This is a genomic window from Streptomyces odonnellii (genome assembly GCF_000981895.1).
Lineage (GTDB): Bacteria > Actinomycetota > Actinomycetes > Streptomycetales > Streptomycetaceae > Streptomyces > Streptomyces odonnellii.
The window spans coordinates 1-3,296 of record NZ_LATD01000534.1 but is presented as its reverse complement, the minus strand read 5'-3'; the positions used below and the strand labels follow the sequence as shown (position 1 = coordinate 3,296).

General features: G+C 67.8%; 2 protein-coding genes. Both read right to left on the bottom strand.

The genetic code is table 11. The annotated features are described in order from the left end of the window. Positions 1-1,343 precede the first annotated feature (1,343 nt). A complete protein-coding gene (locus tag WH07_RS34580) occupies positions 1,344-2,162 on the bottom strand; it encodes a hypothetical protein (protein WP_046508956.1) in 819 nt (272 codons plus the stop codon). Positions 2,163-2,381: 219 nt separating this feature from the next. After that, positions 2,382-3,296, bottom strand: a 915-nt coding sequence (locus tag WH07_RS34575; protein WP_046508954.1) for a helicase associated domain-containing protein, incomplete at its 5' end; no start/stop codon positions are given.

Genomic DNA, 3,296 nt, shown 5'->3' with positions numbered 1-3,296 from the left:
GCTCTTAAGTTGGCCTGGCGGCCAACTACGGGCCTGACGGCCCGTAGAGTGACGCGTCGTCATGCCTGGCGGCATGACTGTGTGTTGGCTGAGTTGGCCCTGGCGGGCCAACAGGAACGGACGATGCGGGGCCTGGCGGCCCCGCTGTCATGTGTCTGAAGGTGTCATGCCTGGCGGCATGACAGTGGAGTGTGGAAATGGGTGGGGGTTCCCTGCCCTGTCGGGCAGGGATTGGGTGTGTGTCGGCGCCCTGCGGCGCCGTGATGTCGTAAGGGTTTGTTTGACAATTATCCGGTTTCCCCTCCCCCCTTGGTTGTGCCGGGGCCTCGGCCCTGACGGGCCGGCAGAACCGTGTGAGGCGGGGCCTGGTGGCCCCGCGGCATGCCTGCTGGCGTGCTTCATCGACTTCGAAGGGCCCCGCTCCCTGAGCAACTACCTCGACCCCGCTGTGCTGCCCATGCCGCCCTGGGAGACATGGGTGCTGCGGCAGCTGATGGCCCTGCTGGACGCGACGCTGGGGTGGGCTGGGCTGCAGGCGACGCTACGCTCGGTGACATTGCGGATCCTGGGAATCCTTGGGCTCTGTAGTGGTTGCTGCGACGGCTGTGCGAGCGCGAGCGTGCTCTGGAGGCACAAGCACTGCTGGACCATGAGGCGGAGCGGGGCAGCAGTGGGCGCTGTGGGTGCAGGCGCACCACGCTGTGCACGACGAGGAGGTGGCGGACGATGTCCGCCGTGTGCTGTTGGAGCGGGCTGCGGCCGCCCGGGTGGAACAAGCTGTACGGACGCTGATGGAGCGCGCCGAGCAGGTAGGGCGAGCCGAGGAGGCTGGTCAGTGGACACTGCACGGCGCTGCCCGCAGCTACACCGTGGAAGGCCCCGGCCAGCCCGCGGTCGCGGACGCTGCGTCGCCTGGCGCAGGACCGTAGCCCTGAACAGGCCATGCCGTTGCTGCGGCGTGCCTGTGACAGGGCCCTGGCATGGGCGCCGGGTCGGCTCGCCAAACAACTTGAAAAGGCAGGCGAGTTCACACAGGCCGAGCGTTTCGCACGGCAGGGTGCCGATGCGGGTGACCGACAGGCGCTGGAGGAACTGGCCGTACGACGCAAGGACGACGATCCCGACCGACAGTGGCGGACGACGCTGGAGAACGGACTGGCAGCCGAGGGCGCTCCTTGCGTCTCATGGTGAAATATCCGACTCTCGAACGGCGCCATGCGTGCATCAGTGCTCGGCCCGAGTGGAGTGTTAGGAGTTCTTAGGACATTTGACTCTTCGACGATTTCGACGACTTGGCTCTCCGACCGGCGCTCAGCCCACCGCGGTCGCCCCTTTCCCCCTCGTCAGTCGTTCCCGTCGTCGTGCGGCAGCGCACCTTCCGCTGTTGGGATGGGAACGTAGCCGCCGTCGGCTCGAATTTCCGCGACGAGCTTCTCAAGTTCGGCCAGGGTGTCCTTGCCGAGCAGCGAAGGGTCCGCCTCGAGCATCAACGCGACGTGTTCCCCGATGCGCTGAGGCGTGAGATCGTCCGTCGCCCCCAGCTCCACCGGACCGTCCTCTCCCTCGTCCACGACCCGGGCGTTGCGCAACAGCCGTAGCTGCCCATCGCTGTATATTCTCGCCATCACAGCCGCAGTGAACCGCTTCCGCGCCTCCGCGCCGCTCATGGTCGTCCGCTGATCCCCTGAAACGGTGACGCCTCCTTGCAGGTCCTCCTCAGCCCGGCGGTCACTCGTGCGACTGCGTGCCACGCTGCTCCACGTCACTTTCACTGACGGGGGCGCCCGGTCGTTCCACTTCGCCTTCACTGCCGGAAGCGCTTGTTCGTGCCACCACTTCCTGACGCGCGGCGCGGCCTTCTCCGCCAATATGAGGCCGACCTGGACGAGCACCTCGGCGAAGAACTCCGCGTTCTCTCGACGCTCCTGCGCTCGGGCCTCCGACTCGTGCCGGTCAGATTCGAGCCACCCTTGCGGGTACGCCGCCACCGGATCCGGCTCGTTCTCCTTCTTCAAGAAGATCTCGGCTTGACCCACCTGATTGGTGTCGGGGTCACGTGTCATGCCGCGATGAGCGCCCGCGGTCTTCCTCGACCGCGCGAAACGCGCGCCCTTCCGAACTCTGACAATGGCCTCGTACTGGTCGTACTCGCTGTTGTCCATGCCCCACCTTCGACCTGCGGGATGCCCTGCGTTTCCCCGCCCGCGCCCCCGCAGCGACGCCCCCGACACTGTACGTCCGGCTGCCGACCGTCCGCCGGATCGCCAGATGTGGCCCGATGATCCGGTTCGGAACGGCCGCTCAGTCCTCGCCGAGGAGTCAGAGCGCGGCGCTGTCCGCGGGAAGTGACACGTCCAACGGTGCCAAAGGCTGGGCATCCATCACCAGTCGAGTGAGTCCAGTGCTGCCCGCCTCTGCGGGCTGAGGCCGGAGCGGCGTCGGCGCAGGTTACTCAGCCATTGCCCCAGCCGTACCTTTTCGCCGTTGATCTCCTCAATGTGCCGCTGAGGGACGACGAGATGGCCTTCGCGTGCCTGGAAGGCCCGTGCGGCGGCCAGCCCGCGCTGGAAGGTCTGTTCGCGCGCCGGGAGGCGGTCCTTTGCCGGGGAGGCGGATGTGTCGGGCGGTTCGACCAGTCCCAGTTCTTTGAGCAGTGACGTCTGTTCAGGGTGCAGGCCGCCGGAGCGGGCGCGTTGTGACTTGAGCCAGCTCTCTGCTTCGCCAGCGGTCTTGTTGGCTGTCAGGCTCTGACGGGCGGCGTGGTAGGCCCGTTGCCAGGTGATCGGCCAGGGCGGGTTCCACCACCGGTCCAGGGCGGCGAGGGCGGTGGCGCGCTGGTCACTGAGGATTGCGGCGCGAGTGCGCTGGGTGGCCAGCCAGCGGCCGAGGGGGAAGCCGTCATGAACCTCTTCGACGGGGACGGCAAGGTGGCCGTGGCGGGCGGCGTAAGCGGCAGCGTGGGCCAATGCGCGGTCGAAGGCCTGCTGGCGGGGGTTCCAGATGATGCCGAGGCGTTCGAGGGCTTGGACACGTACGGCGTCAAGCATGCCCTTGGTGTACAGGTGGCGTTGCCAGCTCAGCCAGCGGCCCAGCGGGTACCCGGTGGGGTCTTCGTAGGTCTGCGGGACGTCGAGGTGGTGGTGGGTGTGGCGGAAGCGGCGGGCTGCGGCGAGGCCGCGGCGCCATTCGGCGCTCTTGGGGGCCAGAACGCGCAGGGACAGGGCGAGGGCGATCTCGTCGGCCTGGGTGGGGCGGTCGAAATGCAGCCAGGCTTCGGGGTCCTCGGGGGGCATGGT